At 40.5% G+C, this 18874-nt stretch carries 22 protein-coding genes; 6 read left to right on the top strand and 16 right to left on the bottom strand.

Going from position 1 to position 18874, the window contains the following annotated elements:
• Positions 1–5: 5 nt before the first annotated feature.
• On the bottom strand, positions 6–254 hold the full coding sequence (locus H5154_RS00235) for an OadG family protein (RefSeq protein WP_182717007.1): 249 nt from the start codon (positions 252–254) through the stop codon (positions 6–8).
• Between the two features lie 518 nt (positions 255–772).
• Here H5154_RS00235 and H5154_RS00230 point away from each other — a divergent pair.
• The 3 genes from H5154_RS00230 (at position 773) to H5154_RS00220 (ending at position 4413) form a co-directional block, all read left to right on the top strand.
• Entirely contained in the window at positions 773–946 is a 174-nt protein-coding gene (locus H5154_RS00230) for a DUF1328 family protein (RefSeq protein ID WP_145237585.1), read from the top strand.
• A gap of 54 nt (positions 947–1000) precedes the next feature.
• Positions 1001–1192: a hypothetical protein gene (locus H5154_RS00225; protein WP_149980895.1), complete on the top strand. Its 192-nt coding sequence runs from the start codon at positions 1001–1003 to the stop codon at positions 1190–1192.
• A gap of 257 nt (positions 1193–1449) precedes the next feature.
• Positions 1450–4413 (top strand): TonB-dependent receptor domain-containing protein, encoded by a 2964-nt coding sequence (locus H5154_RS00220; protein ID WP_182717006.1) that lies wholly within the window; start codon positions 1450–1452, stop codon positions 4411–4413.
• A 70-nt stretch (positions 4414–4483) separates the two neighbouring features.
• Here the strand turns inward: H5154_RS00220 and pdxJ are convergent, their stop codons facing one another.
• From pdxJ to rpoE, 10 genes are all read right to left on the bottom strand, one after another.
• Positions 4484–5215: a pyridoxine 5'-phosphate synthase gene (pdxJ, locus tag H5154_RS00215; protein ID WP_182717005.1), complete on the bottom strand. Its 732-nt coding sequence runs from the start codon at positions 5213–5215 to the stop codon at positions 4484–4486.
• Positions 5216–5277: 62 nt separating this feature from the next.
• Entirely contained in the window at positions 5278–5967 is a 690-nt protein-coding gene (recO, locus tag H5154_RS00210) for a DNA repair protein RecO (RefSeq protein WP_145237591.1), read from the bottom strand.
• A gap of 17 nt (positions 5968–5984) precedes the next feature.
• Entirely contained in the window at positions 5985–6917 is a 933-nt protein-coding gene (gene era, locus H5154_RS00205) for a GTPase Era (protein WP_145237593.1), read from the bottom strand.
• Positions 6907–7584, bottom strand: a complete 678-nt coding sequence (rnc, locus tag H5154_RS00200) for a ribonuclease III (RefSeq protein ID WP_145237595.1) — start codon at positions 7582–7584, stop codon at positions 6907–6909. The genes era and rnc overlap by 11 nt, the downstream gene beginning before the upstream one ends.
• A gap of 2 nt (positions 7585–7586) precedes the next feature.
• The gene (gene lepB / locus H5154_RS00195; RefSeq protein ID WP_149980897.1) at positions 7587–8522 is read right to left on the bottom strand and encodes a signal peptidase I; all 936 of its coding nucleotides are present in this window, start codon (positions 8520–8522) and stop codon (positions 7587–7589) included.
• A 39-nt stretch (positions 8523–8561) separates the two neighbouring features.
• On the bottom strand, positions 8562–10349 hold the full coding sequence (gene lepA / locus H5154_RS00190; protein ID WP_182717004.1) for a translation elongation factor 4: 1788 nt from the start codon (positions 10347–10349) through the stop codon (positions 8562–8564).
• 69 nt (positions 10350–10418) lie between these two features.
• Positions 10419–10868: a SoxR reducing system RseC family protein gene (locus tag H5154_RS00185; RefSeq protein ID WP_149980899.1), complete on the bottom strand. Its 450-nt coding sequence runs from the start codon at positions 10866–10868 to the stop codon at positions 10419–10421.
• Between the two features lie 12 nt (positions 10869–10880).
• Positions 10881–11837, bottom strand: coding sequence for a MucB/RseB C-terminal domain-containing protein (locus tag H5154_RS00180; protein ID WP_149980900.1), 957 nt, complete (start codon positions 11835–11837; stop codon positions 10881–10883).
• A gap of 4 nt (positions 11838–11841) precedes the next feature.
• A complete protein-coding gene (locus tag H5154_RS00175; protein WP_145237606.1) occupies positions 11842–12453 on the bottom strand; it encodes a sigma-E factor negative regulatory protein in 612 nt (203 codons plus the stop codon).
• A gap of 1 nt (position 12454) precedes the next feature.
• Entirely contained in the window at positions 12455–13036 is a 582-nt protein-coding gene (rpoE, locus tag H5154_RS00170) for an RNA polymerase sigma factor RpoE (RefSeq protein WP_064666393.1), read from the bottom strand.
• 263 nt (positions 13037–13299) lie between these two features.
• Here rpoE and nadB point away from each other — a divergent pair, with 263 nt between their 5' ends.
• Positions 13300–14925 (top strand): L-aspartate oxidase, encoded by a 1626-nt coding sequence (gene nadB / locus H5154_RS00165; protein WP_182717003.1) that lies wholly within the window; start codon positions 13300–13302, stop codon positions 14923–14925.
• Here nadB and H5154_RS00160 read toward each other — a convergent pair.
• Positions 14885–15256 carry a hypothetical protein gene (locus H5154_RS00160; RefSeq protein ID WP_310736225.1) on the bottom strand — a complete coding sequence of 124 codons (372 nt, stop codon included), beginning with the start codon at positions 15254–15256 and terminating at the stop codon, positions 14885–14887. The two genes, nadB and H5154_RS00160, sit on opposite strands and share 41 nt — an antisense overlap.
• A gap of 40 nt (positions 15257–15296) precedes the next feature.
• Complete coding sequence (locus H5154_RS00155) at positions 15297–15548, bottom strand: succinate dehydrogenase assembly factor 2 (protein WP_054205400.1); 252 nt, start codon at positions 15546–15548, stop codon at positions 15297–15299.
• 130 nt (positions 15549–15678) lie between these two features.
• Here H5154_RS00155 and ygfZ point away from each other — a divergent pair, with 130 nt between their 5' ends.
• Both ygfZ and H5154_RS00145 read left to right on the top strand, forming a co-directional pair.
• Positions 15679–16590, top strand: a complete 912-nt coding sequence (ygfZ, locus tag H5154_RS00150) for a tRNA-modifying protein YgfZ (RefSeq protein ID WP_182717002.1) — start codon at positions 15679–15681, stop codon at positions 16588–16590.
• Positions 16591–16602: 12 nt separating this feature from the next.
• Positions 16603–17088, top strand: a complete 486-nt coding sequence (locus tag H5154_RS00145; RefSeq protein WP_182717001.1) for a peptidylprolyl isomerase — start codon at positions 16603–16605, stop codon at positions 17086–17088.
• A 69-nt stretch (positions 17089–17157) separates the two neighbouring features.
• Here H5154_RS00145 and H5154_RS00140 read toward each other — a convergent pair whose 3' ends face one another.
• The 3 genes from H5154_RS00140 to H5154_RS00130 form a co-directional block, all read right to left on the bottom strand.
• The gene (locus H5154_RS00140) at positions 17158–17610 is read right to left on the bottom strand and encodes a hypothetical protein (protein ID WP_182717000.1); all 453 of its coding nucleotides are present in this window, start codon (positions 17608–17610) and stop codon (positions 17158–17160) included.
• 16 nt (positions 17611–17626) lie between these two features.
• Complete coding sequence (locus H5154_RS00135) at positions 17627–18442, bottom strand: DUF481 domain-containing protein (RefSeq protein WP_149980906.1); 816 nt, start codon at positions 18440–18442, stop codon at positions 17627–17629.
• Between the two features lie 61 nt (positions 18443–18503).
• Complete coding sequence (locus H5154_RS00130; protein ID WP_145237630.1) at positions 18504–18824, bottom strand: HI1450 family dsDNA-mimic protein; 321 nt, start codon at positions 18822–18824, stop codon at positions 18504–18506.
• Positions 18825–18874 lie beyond the last annotated feature (50 nt).

The following is an 18874-nucleotide window of genomic DNA, read 5'->3' as shown; positions in this document are numbered from 1 at the left end:
ACTCCTTATAGTTTTTGTTTATTTTTGTATTGAGCTATGGCTGCACTTATCGCAGCGATGTGTTCACTTGATACACCTGATGCTTTGATTGACGGTGTACGCGTTGGCGTTGTTGCAACCGGCTGTTCAAAACGACTCGCTAATTTAGACATAATGGTAATTGCTGAAATCAACAACGAAAGAAAAACGAAAACGCCCACCATCCCGGTGATCATTAAGTTTGCTGCTGTAGCAAGTAACTGACCTATATCCATCCTGCTCCCCCCTGATTATTTCCACCCAGCCCCGCTAGGTAAAAAATCACTTTATTTAAATAATTATGCAACAATCATAACAAAGAAAAAGACCAAGTCCAACACTTTGTAAATTGGTAAAACCAATTAATACAAAGCTAACATATGCTCAGCAAAGTTAACACTCTACATTTTGCTATAATTTCATAGGATATAGATGATAAAAATACTGAATATAGCTATAACTTATAAGTAAAAGCTTATCCGCAGCTGGAAAACCTACCGACTGAACGACTGAACAACCGCTTGATTAAATACAAAATGGCTCAAAAATGAAATTGGTCTTACCAAAAAACGACTTAAATATTGATTTTTAGAGCGTCGAGTATAAGTTACAGATAAAGCTGTAAATAATTCCCACCTAATTTATGAAGAGAAATGAAATAAACCCCTATGATATTGATAATAAAGGATTTAAATACATGGCATGTAACTAGCATTATTTACTCCGAACAAATTTACAAACCAAGGAGACGACAATGTTACGCTGGACAATTACATTTCTAGTTATTGCACTTATTGCTGCAGTGTTAGGTTTTGGTGGTATCGCAGGTGCCGCAGCAGGAATTGCTAAGATTATCTTTTTTATCTTTATTGTATTGTTAGTTATTTCACTCGTTTCAGGTGCATTGCGCGGCAATGTCCCTAAGTGATAACAATTTATTTTAAATAACAACACATTTATTATTTTTACAAGGAATTACATTATGAAATCGACAACTATTAAAACCGCTGTGATCGCTTTATTCGCTAGTTTTTTTATCATGGGTTGTGAAGACAATCATGCAGAAGAGGCCGGTGAGCGCATCGATGAAGCTGTTACCGACGTACAAAACAAAGTAGAAGACGCCTGTGAAGAAGTAAAAGAAGGCGTTAACGCTAAAGAGACTAACTGTTAATAAATATATTCAAGATTAAAAAGCGGCTTCCGAAGCCGCTTTTTTATTTAAGCTACTGTTTAAAAACAATCTTTTTATCTACCCTGCCGTATTTCATTCGTTTTACATTTCAAACTTTTCAAAATTTTATATTTTGACGCTTTAAATTATTTGTATGTCCCAACTTAATGACTATCTTTAAAAAGCTAAGAGGAAGCATCTGCAATGTGCTTCCTGTTGTATTTAGCCTAATTATTATAAATATTTGGGAGATTACAATGTTAAAAAGTAGAATTTCATCTGCAGTGAAATATGCACTTAGTGCAGGGGTTGTCTCAACCGCACTCATCTATTCACCACTTTCCACAGCACAAGAAACTGAAGTCGACAAAGACGTCGAAGTTATTTCTGTTACAGGTAGCCGTATTCGCCAACCAGGAGCTGTTTCCGCTAGTCCTATCATTTCCATTGGAGAAAAAGAACTTGGTTTTCAACAAGAACCTGAAGTTGAACAAATATTAAGAAACTTACCAGCAACAGTACCTGGTGATGGTAGTAACGTTAATAATGGTTCTGGCGGTGCAGCTACAATAAACTTACGCGGTCTTGGTGCTCAACGCTCATTAGTATTAATGAATGGCCGTCGTATGATCCCATATAACTATAATGGTGCCGTAGATAGTTCAACCATCCCCAGTGCATTAATTGAACGAATTGATATTGTTACCGGTGGAGCATCTGCCGTTTATGGTTCTGATGCAATAGCGGGCGCTGTCAACATAGTGCTAAAAGATGATTTCCAAGGGGTGGTTTTTGACGCCAAACATTCAGAAACTGGCGATGGTGACGGTGATAAAGACAGCTTCAGTATTACTCTGGGTTCTAATCTTGAAGATGACAAAGGTAATGTAGTGTTATCGCTAGGTTGGACACAACGAGATCAAATTTTATTAGGTGATAGACCATTAGGCCTGCTAGGAATTGAAACTAAAACGGGTGCTAACTATGAACAATTCTTAAATGGCGAGCCGCCAATCCCAGCTCCTGATGCATGTAGTGGTCCAAACTCCGTCGAAAGTGGTGGATCTACCACCGCTTTTCCTACTCGATTTACAATTGTTGGTGCTGGCGGTAATGGTAGTGGCCAATTCAGAAATGATGGCACATTAGCCGCTACTGAGTGTAGTGTATTCAACTTCAACCCATACAACTTCTATCAAACACCATCTGAACGCTATTCAGCAACAGCTATTGGTAATTACTACCTGACAGATGATCACCAAGTTTATTCATCTGTGAACTTTACTAATACCAGTGTTGATACCCAAGTAGCTCCTTCTGGTACTTTTGGATCTGTGTTCAATTTACCATTAGCCAATCCATTAATAGGCGATCAAGCAAGGCAATTTATGATCGATGGCGCTACGGCTGCTTTAGGTGAAGGAAGTTTAGATACATCTAATTGGCAAGACATAAATGGCAATGGTATTGTTGATGAAGCTGACTACCTGTCAGTTCAACTTAGAAGACGTACATTAGAGCTTGGCGCTCGAACAGAACGATTTGACAGCACTCAATTTCAAATGGTGACTGGGGTTACAGGTTACTTTTTAGATGATTGGCAATATGATGCAAGCTATCAATATGGTGAATCTAACCGAACAACTGTTCGTGGTGGTTACACCAACTTAACTAACATTCAAAACGCGCTTGATACTACAGATGGCGTTACTTGTAAAAATGGTGATTCTAGTTGTGTTCCTATCAACTTATTTGGTGGTTTTGGTTCAATCACCGAAGAAATGGCAGGTTATGCACAAGCAATTGCATTGCAACAACAAAAATACAGCCAAGAAGTTTTCACTGCTAGTGTAAATGGCTCATTCGACTTTATTGAAATTCCGGGCGCTGGCGCACCACTGGCAATGAGTTTTGGCTATGAAAAGCGTAAAGAAAAAGGCTTATTTGAGCCTGACGAATGTTTAAAGCTTGCTCCAGCAAGCTGCCAAGGTGGTGCTGGCGGTAATCAACTTCCAATCTCTGGCGGTTTCTCCGTTGATGAGTTATTTATGGAAGGCTACTTGCCGGTATTAGATGGGTTACCAGGTGCTGAAACGCTTGATGTTGAGTTTGGTTTTCGTTGGGCTGATTATGATACAGTTGGTAGCAATGAAACCTGGAAGTTAGGCTTTAATTGGCGTCCAGTCAGCGATATTTTAGTCCGCGTCATGCAACAACAAGCTACTCGTGCACCTAATGTTGGTGAGATTGCATCCCCTGTAGTCACAGGATTAGATAATGCTCAAAGTGACCCGTGTTCAGTAGCTAATGCAGGTAATATTGATGAAACATTAAAACAGCTTTGTATATCAACTGGAATGACTGAAGCGCAAGTTGGTAATGTGCAAAATGTTATTTCAGGGCAAGTACAAGTTATTAGCGGTAGTGATCCTCTGAATCCTCCGGGGGCCGAAGAAGCAGACACATTTACAGCAGGTATTGTGTGGACGCCTGAGTTTGATGCGCTTGAAAACTTTACAATCACATTAGATTACTATGATATTGATATTAGTAATATTATTGGCAACTTTTCTGCTCAAGAAATTCTTGATGCTTGTTATGTACTTGGCGATACCAATGAGTGTGCAAAAATAAATAGAATTGGTGGTGATTTAACAATTGCTGGAGCTGGTATAGAACAGTTCACCACTAACTTGAAAAGCCAACGTGCTGAAGGTATCGAACTTGGTTTTAACTTTGCTGTACTAATGGACGAAATGGGCGAATTGCAATTTTCAGGTAATATCAATAAATATCTAACACAGGAGTCACAAAGCTCAGACACAGCTAGAATAATCGATTGTAAAGGTTACTTCAGTACCAGTTGTGACCCTGTATCAGAGCTTCGTTGGGTGCAACGTACTAGCTGGGTATGGGAAGATTTAACAATGTCATTACAATGGCGTCATATAGATGGCGTTGAAGTAGAGCCGATTGAAGCCCCGAATGTTTTTGAAGATTTTAGAAGCATTGACAGCTACGACTACTTTGATTTATTTGCTAGTTATTACGCAACAGAAAACATTGTAGTTAATTTCGGTATAGATAATATTTTTGAAAAAGAACCACCTGTCGTTGGTGGTGAAGCTGGCGATACCAGCTCTAACTCAGGTAATACATTCCCAAGTAACTATGATGTACTTGGCCGCAAATTTAAAATGGGCATTAAAGTCCAATTTTAAATAAATCCTTTCAGTTGCATTAACATGCACCGCACTTTATGCGGTGCATGTTTATAATTTATTACAATGGCTATGCTCTCGCTTCTAGCATTAGTCGCTTCATGTCACGTACTGCTTTATCTAATCCATCAATGGCTGCGCGCGCTATAATTGCGTGACCAATGTTTAATTCGTAAATTTCTTTCATAGCAGCAATCGGTTTCACGTTATGATAATGAAGACCGTGGCCGGCGTTTACTATCAAACCCAAACTTGCTGCATACTTTACGCCTTGATGAATATGCTCAAGTTGTTTTTGTATCTCGGTATCAGTTTGCGCATCCGCATAAGCGCCAGTATGAATTTCAACATAAGGGGCATTACAGGCTTTAGCTGCATCTAGTTGTGCTTTGTCTGCATCGATAAATAATGATACTTTAATACCGGCGTCAGTTAATTTTGCTGTCGCGGCTTTAATCTTATCTAGATTACCAACAACGTCTAAACCGCCTTCGGTGGTCAACTCTTCGCGTTTTTCTGGTACTAAGCAAACATAAGCTGGCTTAACATCTAAAGCAATATCAATCATTTCATCTGTAACCGCTATTTCAAGGTTCATTCGTGTTTGGATTGTTTTAGCCATCACATACACGTCACGATCTTGAATGTGACGACGGTCTTCACGTAAATGAATAGTGATCCCATCAGCGCCAGCATGCTCAGCAACACTCGCAGCATGTACTGGATCTGGGTAATTTGTACCCCGAGCTTGGCGTAAGGTAGCAATATGATCAACGTTTATACCCAAAAGAATATCTTTCATTTTTTTACCTGTAAAAATAACGGTTAAAAATACCGTATTAAGATTGTTGGTGAATACCCAAACTATTTGGATATAAACAGCTCGCGACTTTTTAATGGTTTTTTGCCTAATAAAGGCTTCATTAAATGACGACTTAATTGTTTTGCCATATATAACACATCCGGCGCACTAAAGTCATGAGCTGCAATTGCATTTAACTGCGCGCCAGAAAAGCCACTGCCTTGATTTTCTTGGGCAACAAAGCCGTATTCAGCAAAGTAACTATACGTTTGCTCTGCCGAAATTGGATCGCCTGCGGCATCAAAACTAAAGTCAACGCCATAGCCTAATAATTCTAATAGTTGAAATTCATAAGAACGTAATACAGCTTGTAAATTAGGGTGCTGGTTAAGCTGTTGTAGGTGAGTTTTATACAATTGATAGGCATGATCAATCGGTTCATTAATTGGTACAATGCGGTTGGTTAGTTCATTGAGGTAAAACCCACAATAAAGCTGATCCCCAACTAGTGTGGATTGCGTGCCATGTAGTTCAAATCGTTGGATATATTTCAGGTCGTGTTTACCGGTATAATTTACCAGTAAGGCTTGGAAGGGTTGTAACTGAGCTTTGTATTTTGTTGCTTGGCGACCGCTAATTCGCGCCAGCATGCGCAACTGGCCAACGCCTTCTACTAACATATCAAGCATTACTTGTGAGTCACTAAAAGGACGTCGGTGTAATAAATATGCCGTGTAGAAGTCGCTATCCATAAATATCGCTTAGGCTATTAATCTTCACCATAGCCTAAACTGCGAAGTGCTCTCTCGTCGTCAGCCCAACCTGATTTAACCTTCACCCAAAGTTCTAAAAACACTTTATTATCAAGCATTTCTTCGAGATCTTTACGGGCTTCGCGGCCAATCACTTTAAGCTTTTCGCCTTTATTACCAATAACCATACGTTTTTGCGTTTCACGCTCAACTAAAATCAAGCCATTGATATGCCAAATGCCATTTTCTTGCCATTTAAATTGCTCAATTTCAACGGTAACTGAGTAAGGAAGCTCCTCACCCATAAAGCGCATCAACTTTTCACGGATCACTTCGGCTGCCATAAAGCGCATTGAACGATCTGTTACGTAATCTTCAGGGAAGTAAAATTCACACGGTGGTAAACGCTTAGTTACTTCATCTTTGATCAGGTTGATATTTTTACCTTGAGTCGCAGATACTGGCATAATGCCAACAAAATCAAACTTTTCGCCTAACCACTTCATATGCGGTAGCACAAGGTCACGGTCTTTTACTTGATCAATTTTATTCATCACAAGTAATACTGGTTTGCCATTTTGCTTTACTTTGTTAAGCACCATTTCATCGTCAGCATTCCAGTGAGTACCTTCAACAACAAAAATAACTAGCTCAACATCACCTAATGAACTTGAAGCAGCACGGTTCATTAAACGGTTAATGGCACGCTTTTCTTCAACATGCAGGCCTGGTGTATCAACGTACACGGCTTGGTGCTTACCGACGGTATGAATACCCATAATACGGTGGCGTGTGGTTTGCGGTTTGCGCGAGGTAATACTTACTTTTTGCTCAATAATTTCATTAAGCAAGGTAGATTTACCAACGTTTGGGCGGCCAACAATAGCGACCATGCCACAAAAAGTATCTAAATCACGCGTGTGCGGTTGGATCAATGTATCAAGATTCATTTTTAAGTATCTTCAACGCTTTTTCAGCGGCTTTTTGTTCAGCTTTACGACGAGAACTGCCAACTGAGATGATGCTATCCATACCTTCAACAATACATTCAACCGTGAACGTTTGATTGTGTGCCTGACCTTTAGTATCTACTACAGTATAGCCTGGCAAAGGTAATTTGCGGGCTTGTAAGTATTCTTGTAGTAATGTTTTAGGATCTTTTTGGTTTAAACCTGGCGAAATGGCATCAAGGCGAGATTCGTACCACGCCAAAATCAAGTCTCCACAAACATCAATGCCAGCATCTAAAAATACCGCACCAATAATTGCTTCAACCGCATCAGCTAAAGTTGATTCACGTCTAAAACCACCACTTTTAAGTTCACCCGGCCCTAAGCGTAAGTAATCACCTAGGCCAAACTCTAAACCAAATTCAGCTAAGGTTTGTCCACGCACAAGCGTTGAACGCATGCGGCTAAGATCGCCTTCACGCGCTTTGGGGAACTTACTATATAAAGCATTGGCAATGACAAAGCTTAAAATGGAATCGCCCAAAAACTCTAAGCGTTCATTGTGTTGTCCTTTATGGCTGCGATGGGTCATCGCCTGCTCAAGTAATACTTGATCAATAAAGGTATACCCTATTTTGCTATATAACTCTGTTACATTTTTTTTCATTGTTACTGAATATTACCTAGGCGTTCAAAACGAACACCAGTTGGAACCCAGCCTGGTAAAATGTCATCTGGGCCATTCTCAAATTCAAAACTCATCCATATAAAGACAGCTTTACCCACCAAGTTTTCTTTTGGCACAAAGCCCCATACGCGACTATCTTGGCTGTTATCGCGGTTATCACCCATCATAAAATAATGATCAGCCGGCACTACCCATTCATCAGAACGTGTACCCGGTTGTTGATAGTAACGCCCTTTCATTTCCAGCGCTTCAGGGTTAATTAAAATATTATGTTTTAGCGTAGTCAAATTTTCATCTAACCGAACTAAATCCATAGAGCCTTGCTTAAATTCATCGCGATTAATGATCTCCATGTCAATTTTATTAAATTCATTACACAATAAGTCACCTTGTTGTGTTTGTCCTTGTTCGCAATTTGGCTGAATGTATAAACGCTTATCACGGTAAACGATTTTATCACCCGGTAAACCAATCGCACGTTTAATATAATCGATACTTTCATCTAATGGGTATTTAAATACCACAATATCACCACGTTCTGGCTCTGCCACATCAACTAATTGAGTACGCCAAACAGGGTCTTTCACGCCATACGAATATTTCTGTACTAAGATAAAATCGCCAACTAATAGTGTCGGCATCATTGAACCTGATGGTATTTGAAACGGCTCGAATATAAACGACCTAAAAATCGTAATAGCCGCAATCATCGGAAAAATTGATTTTGCCGTTTCAGTAATCGTCGGTTCTGGCGCAATTAGTGCTGCAGTTTCTTCATCTAGCTCGCCGCCAGCAGAACTTTGCGCAAGAGCTAAGCGTTGCTGCCTTTTTGGTGCAAACATAAAATGGTCAATTAACCAAATTAAGCCTGAACCTAAAGTTAACAACACTAAAAATATTGAAAAATAACCTGCCATGCATTAAATCCTTTATCTTACGTAATTTGGTTAAAAAACTTACTTACCAACTTTAAGAATAGCTAAAAATGCTTCTTGAGGCACTTCAACATTACCTAGTTGCTTCATACGTTTTTTACCATCTTTTTGCTTTTGAAGTAGCTTTTTCTTACGACTCACGTCGCCACCATAACACTTCGCGATTACGTTTTTACGTAACTGTTTAACAGTGGTACGGGCAATAACGTGTGCACCTATTGCCGCTTGAATCGCAATATCAAACATTTGACGAGGAATAAGCTCTTTCAATGCATCAGCTAGTTGACGACCACGCGATTGCGCACTGTCTCTGTGAACAATAATCGCAAGTGCATCAACACGCTCACCATTGATCAAAATATCAACACGTACCATGTCTGATGTTTGAAAGTGCTTAAAGTTATAATCAAGCGAGGCAAAGCCACGACTGGTTGACTTTAACTTATCGAAAAAGTCCATCACCACTTCAGCCATTGGCAGTTCATAAGTAACTGCGACTTGTTTACCGTGATAGTTCATCTTGGTTTGCATACCACGCTTTTCAATACAAAGCGTAATAACACTGCCTAAATACTCTTGTGGTACAAGAATATTAGCTTCAACAACGGGCTCACGAATTTCTAAAATATCATTTACAGCAGGTAAATCAGATGGGTTATCAATCTGAATCGTACCTTCCTTAGTTACAACTTCGTAAATTACCGTTGGTGCGGTGGTAATTAAGTCAATATCGTATTCACGCTCTAAACGCTCTTGAATGATTTCCATGTGCAACATGCCCAAGAAGCCACAGCGAAAGCCAAAGCCAAGTGCTGTTGAATTTTCTGGTTCGAAGAATAACGACGCATCATTTAAGCTTAGTTTATTAAGCGCATCACGGAATGATTCATACTCATCCGAGGCAATTGGAAACATACCGGCATAAACTTGTGGTTTAATTTTTTGAAAGCCCGGTAAGCGCTCAGGTGCTGCATTTTTTTGATGGGTAATAGTGTCACCTACTGGCGCACCATGTATTTCTTTAATACCCGCAATAACAAAACCTACTTCACCAGTTCTTAAAATACCGGTGTTGGTTTGCTTTGGTGTAAAAACACCAACCTGATCTGCAGTGTGTATATGCTCGTTCGACATAATTTTTATCTTGTCGCCCGTTCTTAATTCACCGTGCTTAATACGCACCAGCGATACTACACCTTGATACGGGTCAAACCATGAGTCGATGATAAGCGCCTGTAGCGGCTTGTCTTTATCACCCTCTGGTGGCGGTACGTCCTTAACAATCATTTCAAGAACTTCGGCAATACCCACACCTGTTTTAGCGCTACATTGCACGGCATCTAGGGCATCGATACCAATAATATCTTCAATTTCTTCGGCTACACGAAGTGGATCAGCTTGTGGTAAATCGATTTTATTTAATACCGGAATTACTTCTAAATTCATTTCGATGGCGGTGTAACAATTCGCTAGAGTTTGCGCTTCAACACCTTGACCGGCATCAACAACTAATAATGCACCTTCACACGCTGCTAGTGAACGCGATACTTCATAAGTAAAGTCAACGTGTCCAGGGGTGTCGATAAAGTTAAGTTGGTAAGTCTCACCATCGTTGGCTTTATAATTTAGAGTTACACTTTGCGCTTTAATGGTGATACCACGCTCGCGCTCAATATCCATTGAATCCAATACTTGCTTTTGCATTTCGCGGTCTGTTAAACCACCACAAACTTGGATCAAACGATCTGAAAGGGTCGATTTACCGTGGTCAATATGGGCGATGATCGAAAAATTACGGATATGCTTCATAAACTGGATTCTAAACTTCTATTTTAATGGACTGAGTGTATAAAGCCGTAATTTTACATTTAATTGGCTTCAATCACCATCTATTTGAGTTAAAGGAAGGCTAATAGGGTGAATTTTTATTACTTTAACATCATGCTTTAGGCTTTTCACTCGGCTTTTAGCGATGCCAAAGCCAGTAAAACCACCAGCTATAGCGGCAATGATTTGCAACCATTCAGGCACAGAAAAAACCTCAGCAGCCACTAACGCAAATACCAGACTTAACACTAAAGGCAACATATACACTGCAAAAGCATGCTTTACCATGTGGCTATCATCCAGTGCTAGGGTTACTTTTTGCCCAACCACAACTGGAATTTCAAATCGATAGGGGAAGGTTTTTTTAGCAGTGCCAAATAGCTTACTAAAAATTTGTGAACCACAACGGCCATTACACCCTTCACAGGCTTGCTTTTGTTGGGCTTCTAAATGCGCAGTGGCGCCTTGAATCGACACCACTGTAAGAGTTTGTTCTATCATTATCAGCTTATATTACAAGGGTCTTGCAACCGATTCAGCAATTGCTTTTGCAGTCATTGCTGGAATATTCCCCACCACTGACACATCAAAACTACCGCTATTATGCACATATACTGTCGTGGCACCGGATGACAATGCACCGCTTGGTCTGCGACCTGGTAATGGTCTTTGTACGAACACTGAAATTTCGACAAAACCATCTGAGTATAAATAATAATCCGTCAGTTCATTGTTCAAATCAAGCTTATGACGGTCTGATTTTAGTAAACTAAACCCCTCAGGTAACCAACCTATTTGCCAATTATTACTTCCTGTATTTGCTTCATTTTTGGTAATTGCCGCTGCCGGTAGTGGCGTTGGAAATTTACGATTAAGCATTTCAAGTAATAACGCAGCGGGCTCTTCGGTTACACTAATATGGGTTAACTGTAGTTGTTCTAACATCTCACCGGCATGATTAACATAAGCAGATTTTAGTAATAGTGATGACTCTGCATCAAGCCACAGCCAATAATTAAACTTATACTCGTCTTTTGATTCGATGCGCACAAGCTGCGCAGCACGCCCTGCAATACGGCCTTTACCACCGAGTACAAAATCGTAATGCTGACTTAAGCGCTCGACATCTTTAAACAACACTTCTGGGATTGGGCCTGCTATAGAATCAGTATCTATTGAATAAGGCTCAGACTGTGGCTCAAAATAAGTAACTTGGTCATCGATACGAACCATCTCAAGGCCTGCGCCATTGAGTAAGCTCAAATGTTCGAGTTCTGTATTACCTTGTTTTGCATGCAACCACCGATATGGTTCCATTGACTTTCCTTTCACGACCACAAATGATGCGTCAAAGTTACGATTATGAACGGCGTCAGCCATTTTGAGCAGTAGCTCTTTTGCGGGGTTTTCGTCGTCAGCAAAGGCTGGAGCCATTAATACCAACGACAAAATAAAAGTAATTACTTTCATTTAATTAGTTTTTTTCCTCTTCGGCTTGCGCCTCAGTGTGAGCTTTTTCTAATGAATATGCAACTCGTGCTTGGCGTTGATGTTCTAATACTAACGCGCCAATACGCTGTTGCTGTAACTCACGCAAACCTTGCTCTGCATTTTGTAAAGCGGGTTCTGACGAATAGCTAACTGGTGATGCCATTCCTGTTACTGGTGTTGTTTGTAACATCGGAATTTCATTGCTAGGTGAGTTTTCACCTTGTGGCAATGTTTGTACACCAACAATTGCAAACATGGCGACACTTGCTGCAATTGCAAGTTGTGCAACTGGTTTGCGCCAGTTAAACGCCACTACGTTATCGGTTCCCGTGGCAGCCAATGGTGCAGGTTGTGACGCAGATTGTGTGAAATCAGCATAAACTGGCTCACTTTCCAGCGCTTGCGCAACACTATCGCTTATATCAAAGACGAACGCATCTTCTGACTCAGCACGCATTACGTCACCTATTAGCGCATAACGTCCTAAGGTTGCCGCATCTTGCTGGGCAATAACCTCATCAGTTAATGATTGTTCGCCGTCAAGTAATGCGGATAAATGCTGATTATCCAACTTGTTAACGTGTGCTTTTGTCATATTAAGACTCGCCTATTAATGGGTTTAATTTGTTATCTATTGCTTCACGGGCACGAAAAATACGCGAACGCACCGTCCCGACTGGGCAATCCATCACCACGGCTATTTCTTCATAGCTCATCCCTTCGATTTCTCGTAGAGTGATCGCGGTTTTAAGATCTTCAGGCAAACTATCAATGGTGTTAAAAATCACTGCGCGAACTTCTTCGCTTAATAACAAGTTTTCAGGGGATGCATTTGAACGCATTGCATCAGCACCATCATAAAACTCTGCATCGTCAGCATCTATATCATTTGCTGGCGGTTTGCGGCCCTGAGCCACTAAGTAATTTTTAGCACAATTAACGGCGATACGGTATAACCAAGTATAAAAGGCACTGTCCCCTCTAAAGTTTGGAAGTGCGCGGTATGCTTTAATAAAAGCTTCTTGAGCAACATCAGCAATATCGCCTTGATTTGATACATAACGTGAAATCAAACCGGCTATTTTGTTCTGATACTTCTTTACTAAAAGATTGAAGGCATTTTTATCGCCCTGCTGGACCCTTTTTACTAGCGCTAAATCCAAATCCTGCTCGCTCATTCGAGCCGGTACTCCTCTGTCTGATTATTGCTTGTCATTCATATCCTGCCATTGTTTACAAATACTCTGACTGCTGCATGAATGAAAAGTTCTGTTTAATATTATTTTTTTATAAAATAGCATATAAATATATTGGCGAAAGTTGAAAATCACTAATAGTGTCGCGCCAAATATGATACATATACGCCTATCATAATATTATTATTTGCTCATTACTGTTTATACATTAGTATCTGGGCATTGTAACCGCAAAGACCACGGACATGAACCAAAATAAACACCATATCACGGATGTCGCTATTATTGGCAGCGGCGCAGCTGGCCTCTCATTAGCATTATCTTTAGCTAATCACTGTAAAGTTACCGTGATCAGCAAAGGTGAATTGACGGAAGGTTCCACACTTTATGCACAAGGCGGCATTGCTGCCGTGTTTGATAAAAAGAATGACAGCATTGAATCTCACGTACAAGATACCTTAGATGCCGGTGGTGGTTTATGTGATAAAACCGCCGTGCAATACACCGCAAGTAATGCCCATGACTGCTTGCAATGGCTAATCGAGCAAGGCGTGCCTTTTGATATGGAGTTTGATAGCAAAGGCAAAGAGCGCTTTCATTTAACCCGTGAAGGCGGCCATAGCCATCGCCGAATTTTACACGCTGCAGATGCCACCGGCCGAGCAGTGCAAACAACGCTAATAAGCCAAGTACAAGCGCACCCAGAAATTACCTTATTAGAACAATACAACGCGATAGATTTAATTGGTGATAAAAAATTAGGCCAAAACGGTAAACATATTCATGGCGTATATATGTGGAACCGAGCGGCAAAGAAAGTCGAAACAATTTCAGCTAAGTTTGTAGCCTTAGCAACCGGTGGTGCCAGTAAAGTATACCTTTACACATCCAACCCTGATGTATCCAGTGGTGATGGTATCGCCATGGCTTGGCGGGCAGGTTGTAGAGTAGCCAATATGGAATTTAACCAATTCCACCCGACCAGTTTATATCACCCAGAGCTACAAAACTTTCTGATCACCGAAGCGATGCGCGGTGAAGGTGCTTATTTAAAGCGCCCTGACGGCACACGATTCATGAAAGACTTTGACGAGCGTGAAGAGCTCGCACCACGCGATATTGTTGCCCGCGCTATCGATTTTGAGATGAAGCGCTTAGGTGCTAACTGTGTGTATTTAGATATTAGCCATAAAGATAAAGACTTTATTATTGAGCATTTCCCGACCATTTATGCAAAATGCTTAAGTGTCGGGCTCGATATCACTAAAGATCCAATTCCAGTGGTTCCTGCGGCACATTATACCTGTGGTGGAGTAATGACTGACTTTAACGGCAAGACCGATCTAGATAACTTATATGCGGTAGGCGAAGTCGCTTATACGGGGCTACATGGCGCTAATCGCATGGCCAGTAATTCATTACTAGAGTGCATTGTATTTGCTCACGCCGCAGCAAAAGATATTTTAGCAAAAATACAACATAGTCCAGCATTAAAAGTGCTGCCGATGTGGGATGAAAGCCGCGTAACTAACTCAGATGAAGAAGTGGTGATCACCCATAATTGGCATGAACTAAGACTATTTATGTGGGACTATGTTGGCATTGTGCGTTCAACTAAACGCCTAGAACGTGCGTTACACCGAGTTGAATTACTACAGCAAGAAATTCGTGATTATTATGCAAACTTCCGCGTTTCGAATAACTTGCTTGAACTGCGTAATTTAGTGCAAGTAGCAGAGCTTATAATTCGCAGTGCAATGGAGCGAAAAGAAAGCAGAGGCTTGCATTATACCATTGACTACCCGCAGTTAAATGATAATCCAACGCCCACTATTTTAACTCCGCTTGCTCATGACGAGCAGCCAAAGTAAGACGTTTCAAGCGCACAAAACTCAGTTCATCAACCCCGCTGGCATTAATAATCAGCCAGTGGGAGCTTGCAAAGCCATTAATATATAACCAAACACTGCTTTGATAAACACGGCTTTTGTTGCTGATATGGCCATTTATTTTTAGCGTATTATTTTCAAAACGACATTGCGTAGAATCTAATATAAAAACGCCTTGCTGAGGATGGGATTTTTTATACCAGTGCCAACTTACATAGCCAAAAATAGTACTACTGGCGACACAAATAAATTGCGCTAATACGCTAGTTAAAAATAAGCTATAACACACTGCGAACAAGCTAAAGTAGACCACAAAAGGTCTGTGGTCTGGAACATTATTAGTAACCCTAAACCTATACACGAACTCGGTCTAAAATCAGTTGTACCATCTGTTTAAGCTCAGGATCTTTACATTCTTGATGGCCCATAAACCACGCAAATAGATCGGGATCATCCGCTTCAAGCAAACGTTGAAGAACAGCTTGCTGCTGTACAGATAACGAATCAAATGCCTCATCTACAAATGGCATAAATAACACATCTAGTTCTAACATGCCGCGGCGACAAGCCCAGCGGATACGCGCTTTATTGTGAATTTCAGTCATTTTTTACCTCGTACTAAGTTGCTTAGCAGTTTAACAAATTGCACCTGAATAAACAGCTATTTATGCATCTATACCAGCAGCGCTAACTACGGTATTATACGCGCCTACATTTCTTGTAACGCAGGTTTTTATGTCAACAGTACACGCATGCCCTTTATCACATCAGCTGATCCGCATTAGCGGTGTTGATAAACTCGCCTACCTTCATGGCCAAATTACCCAAGATATTAATAAGCTCAACCAAACCAACTTCTTATGGGCTGGGCACTGTAATGCCAAAGGTAAATTATGGAGTGTAGCCAAGCTCTTTGCTTATCAAGATAGTTACTATTTAGCAGCATCAGCGGTTGAAACCGCTCAATCTTTAACTGAATTAAAAAAGTATGCGGTGTTTTCAAAAGTTGAAATACACGCTGCTACCAGCAAGTTAATTGGTTTAATCGGTGATGATCTAGCTGCAACCTTAAATGCGTTGAACATTCATTTTAATGAGCAAGATAGCGCTTGCGATTTTAGTCATGGTAAAGCACTAAAATTAGCAAAAAACCGCATTTTACTGATGGTTAATGACGAATTTTCACTGCCTGATGAGGTTATCGCCCTTGAAAACGACGCGCTGTGGCACCAACATAGTATTTTAGCGGGTGAGCCTGAGCTCAATGAAGCGGCACTCGGTGAATACGTACCACAAATGGTTAACCTGCAAGCTATCGGTGGAGTAAGCTTTCGTAAAGGCTGTTACACAGGCCAAGAAACCGTTGCCCGCATGAAATACCTTGGTAAAAATAAACGCGCTATGTATATCGTATCAGGGCACAGCGATGGAGAATTAGCTGAACCAGAGCTTGAAACCCAAATGGGTGAAAACTGGCGTCGTGCTGGCAAATTAATAAGCCAAGCCTACAATCAACAAAGTAAAACCTTATTTGGCCTTGTTGTGTTGCCAAACGACAGTGAAACTAGTCAGTTACTGCGTGCAAAACATGCCCCAACGGTAGAGCTATCAATCCTTCCTCTACCCTACTCTCTCGAAGACGAATAAATAGGAGTGACTATGATCGTTGCAACAAATAAAGTGGTAAAAATGCATTATTCAGTCATGGATAATGACAAAAACTCTATCGATAACTCATTTGATGGTGAGCCACTGATCTTTATCGTTGGTACCGGTTACTTAATTCAAGGCCTAGAAGATGCCCTGCAAGGTAAAAAAGCGGGCGACACACTCAGCGTTACTGTGCCACCAGAGCAAGGTTATGGCGAACGCCATGATGATCTGATGCAAGCAGTACCTAAGTCGATGTTTGAAGGCATGGAAATTGAAGTTGGTATGCAATTTCGTGCCTCAACAGATGACGGCGATCAATCTGTAATGATCATTGATATTCAAGAAGACGATGTAATTGTTGATGGTAATAATCCACTCGCTGGCATCACTTTAAACTTTGATGTAGAAATACTTGAAGTGCGTGATGCAACAGCAGACGAGCTAGAGCATGGCCATGTCCATGGTGATGGTGGCTGTGGTCACGACCACTAATATCGACTTAGTGGACTAAACCGACAATAAAAAAAGCGCTACTGCGCTTTTTTTATATCTATAATTTAATCAAACGGGTGTAGGCTCTGCTATTGGCTCACTTATCTTACCCGCCAACGCTGCCAGTAAACCATCTTGGTCGTTAGTTCCCAAGCGATATTGGCTGCCATCTTTTAAAGTTAGCTGTACCGCGCTAAATCCTGACACTGTGTATACCCAACCATCATGGGTAATACGTAAGCCAATACCATGACGAAAAGAGTTTTCTACCGCTTTAGCTTCAATAATATCCACTAACTGTAACTTATCACCAAACACACCAGGACCAAACCCCCAGCTAATTTGGCTGTCATCAACTTTAATGGTTAAACCATGGAACAAAAACCCCACCAGCACTAAAATCGCTGCAAATACCATTAACGGCATATCGGCACCAATTAAATACCAAGCTAAACCAACAAAGCTGGCAATCCAACTTAGAATAACAAAAATGAACAGTGCAAATTGCTTATGCTGATACATAACACTCTCTAAAATATTAAAAACTATAAACTAATGTCGCACTTAGTTCTGAATCAAACTTTAACTTATCGTCTTCCGGCTTAGAATTATAACGATATAAATAAGTAAACTTTAATGATACAGCGCCCATTAGTTGGCTGATCAGTGATGTTTCTGACTTTAATCGTGAGTTCAATCCTGACAATGACTGTTCAATACTTAAATCTTGATTGAAACGTGTTCGAGTCGAGACCGTACGCTCCCACTGCAGTGCTAAACGTAATAAATAACCGGTTTTGGTTTTGTCTTGCTCATCTTCAAGCTCAGCATCATCTTGTGCTACCGAGCGGTATAAACCAGGCCCTATATCAAAATCAACTTGGTTTTTTACCCCTTGATATAAACGATTACCATAACCTGCCGCAAGTGTGCTTTTAAACTCAAGACCACTGAATTCATCTTCTTCATAATCACCATACATAAAGAATGAGGCATTTTTTACCCCTACTTTATAGTTGCCCTGCGCAGAGAAAAATATACGGTTTGCCGAGACTTCATCATTGCCAGTGGTGTCGTTACGATCACGTTTATATAAACTATCTATCTTGAATTGATTACGCCAATTTTCAAGATCTTGATATAAGTTACCTTTGAACTTAAAACTGGTCGAATTAGTATTACCGCGACTAACAATAAATCCAAATTCAGTATCGCCGTATAATAGTTCGCCTTGATGGATTTTATGGATCTCTTCATCTGAGAGTTGACCGTACTCATGAAAGTCTTCAAAAGGATCAACCGCCCAGACTCTAAAGCTAAGCAGACAGCCCAACAACAGCAGTAACCTAATCACTGTTCGCTCACTGTGTTGATATTTAAAACAAGGCTGTTTTCACTAAGATACTGCATCGAGATTATTCGCTATCTTTCCATAATATATGACAAAACGGCGCGTCTTTATCACGGCTAATCAAAATTTTAGCAAATAAAATATCTTGATTATCGAATTCAAGTCCCACTAACACCTGAATAAATAATTCTGGCTCTATTTCTAATGCGACAAAATCTTGCCATTGGTCATCAGGCTCACCTTCTTCAATAAAGCCAAGCTCTTCACGATGCTGGTTAAAATCATCAACATCTTGCTCACTAAGGTTATCTGGGGCTAACTCTAAAAAGATATCGTAAGCTTGATGCGTTACTTCTTCTTCACTGTATAAACGGGGTCCTGTCATTGCCATAAACCTTTCATGATGCTAATGCCAGATATAGTATCAAACCTCAG

Source organism: Pseudoalteromonas sp. SR44-5 (genome assembly GCF_014163675.1).
GTDB classification, from domain to species: Bacteria; Pseudomonadota; Gammaproteobacteria; order Enterobacterales; family Alteromonadaceae; genus Pseudoalteromonas; species Pseudoalteromonas rhizosphaerae.
The sequence above is the reverse complement of the archived record's forward strand: the minus strand, read 5'-3'. Positions and strand labels throughout refer to the sequence as shown.